The organism is Kitasatospora sp. NPDC093558 (assembly GCF_040683475.1).
Lineage (GTDB): Bacteria > Actinomycetota > Actinomycetes > Streptomycetales > Streptomycetaceae > Kitasatospora.
On record NZ_JBFBDY010000902.1, the window covers coordinates 1 to 2150 of the forward strand.

Sequence of the window (2150 nt, forward strand, 5' to 3'; positions counted from 1 at the left end):
GGCGCACTCGCGGCCGTCGTAGAGGTCGTCGATGACGAAGGCCCAGGTGAACCAGCCGGCGAGGGGGGCGAGCCGTTCGGCGCGCAGGTGCGGGTAGCAGCGGGCGATGAGTTCGCCGAGGTGGGTGTCGGCGAGGCGCTGGCGGGCGCGCGGGCCGTCGACGAGGCCGTAGCGGTCGGCCCATTCCAGGATGAGGCGCTCGAGTTCGCGGCGGTGCGGGGACATGCGGGCCGGCAGGCGGTACAGGACGTGGTCGGGGTGCGGGAGGAGTCGCAGGTCGCGCGGGACGGCAGGCATTTCCGTTTTCGGTCTCCTTCGGGCGGTCCGCTGCGGGGTGGTTCAGGGGCGTCTGGCGTGCAGGCGCAGGCGCAGCGGGGCCGGGTGGATGACGGTCCAGGGGCGGGGTTCGGCAAGGTGCGGGAGGAGGGGGCCCGGGCGCGGCCGGAGGTGCCAGCGGGAGGCGATGACGGCGAGGGCCAGGGTGATCTCGGTCAGGGCGTAGACGTCGCCGATGCACTTGCGGGCGCCGGTGCCGAAGGGGACGTAGGCCTGGCGCGGGAGTTGGGCGCGGCGCTCGGGCGACCAGCGGCCGGGGTCGAAGCGTTCGGGGTCGGGGTAGAGGTCGGGGCGGTGGTGGAGGAGGTAGGGGGAGAGCAGGACGGGGGTGCCGGGGTCGAGGTGCTCGCCGGCGAGTTCGACGGGGGCGGTGACGGTGCGGCTGTAGAACCAGGCGGACGGGTAGTAGCGCAGCGTCTCGGCCACGACGCGGTGGGCGAGGTCGAGGCGGGCGATGTCGGCGGGGGTGAGCGCGGGGGTGTCGGCGTGCACGGGTAGGACGGCGCGGGCCTCGCGGGCGACGGCGTCGGCCAACTCCTCGTCCCTGGACAGGAAGTGCAGGGCCCAGCCGAGTGCGGAGGCGGAGGTGCCGATGCCGCCGGTGAGCATGGTGACGACCTGGTCGCGCATCTCGCGGTCGGTCAGTCCCTCGCCGATCATGAGGGCGAGGAGGTCGTCCTGTGTGGTGTCGCCGCTGCTGCGGCGGGCGGCGATGGCGCCGGCGACCTCCCGGCTCACCGTGCGGCAGGCGTGGCGGAAGCGGCGGTTGCCGGGTGTGGGCAGCCGGTCGAGGGCGGCGAACGGGTAGCGCATGTGGCGGCCGATGCCCGCGTGGAAGTCCGGGTAGACGGCGGCGATCCGGGCCACCGCGGCGGAGGCGCCGTCGGCGGAGAACATCGTGCGGGTGATGATCCGGGCGATCAGCGGGTAGGTGTGCCGCTCGACGTCGATCACGGCCCCGTCCGACCAGCCGCCCGCGGCGGCGAGGACCTCCTCCAGCATCACCGCCAGGTACCGCCCGAAGGCCTCCGCCCGGAAGGCGGGCTGGAGTTGACGGCGCTGGCGGCGGTGCACGTCGTGCGGCGTGGAGCCGAGCCCGTCGCCGAGGAAGGGCCGCAGTTTGTCGAAGAGCGGCCCGCCCTTGTCGAAGTGCCGGTTGTCGGTGAGGACGTGCTGGAACAGCTCCGGCGTGCACACCATCACCGCCCGCTGCGGCCCGAGCCGCAGCTCGACGAGGTCCCCGTGCGCGGGCAGCGAGCGCAGGAACGGCAGCGGATTGCGGAACAGCGCCGGCACGTGCCCGAGCAGCGGCAGCGCCCCGGGCGCACGGCCGGACCGGCAGGCGGGCACGGCGGTTACGGCAGGTGCAGTCATGTCTCCCCGTTCGACGCAGGATTGGGACTCCAGCATCGGAACGGGGGTGCCCCGGCCGCCGGAGGGCAGCAATCTGGCACCGGCCAAGGGGAGTTGAGAAGCCCGGGACGCACCCGAATATACGTACTACGGCACTTTCCGGCCGGTGTGTCACACCCTGTCAGACTTCGTCCGGCAGCGGCGTGGTGAGGGTCAGGGAGACCTGTTCCCTGACCATGTCGACGTCGAGGATCCGGGCCGTGATCCGGCGGCCGGGCGGGACGGTGGTGGCGTCGGTGATGACCGCGGTGAAGCCGCCGATGTCGACGAGGGCGGCGCCGGAGGTGGTGGTCCCGGTGGTGACGCCGGTGATGGTCTGGCCGGGGCGCAGGGTCTTCAGCAGGGCCCAGTCCCGGTCGCCGGGGGCCGGGTCGGTGCGCCGGCGGGCGCGCAGGAGGCCG

At 73.9% G+C, this 2150-nt stretch carries 1 protein-coding gene and 2 pseudogenes; all 3 read right to left on the reverse strand.

Going from position 1 to position 2150, the window contains the following annotated elements; all coding sequences use genetic code 11:
• Positions 1 to 297: pseudogene (locus AB0O00_RS36720) on the reverse strand (hypothetical protein); the annotation flags it as partial.
• 42 nt (positions 298 to 339) lie between these two features.
• Complete coding sequence (locus AB0O00_RS36725) at positions 340 to 1710, reverse strand: cytochrome P450 (RefSeq protein WP_363659041.1); 1371 nt, start codon at positions 1708 to 1710, stop codon at positions 340 to 342.
• Between the two features lie 160 nt (positions 1711 to 1870).
• A pseudogene (locus tag AB0O00_RS36730) lies at positions 1871 to 2150 on the reverse strand (RNA-binding protein); the annotation flags it as partial.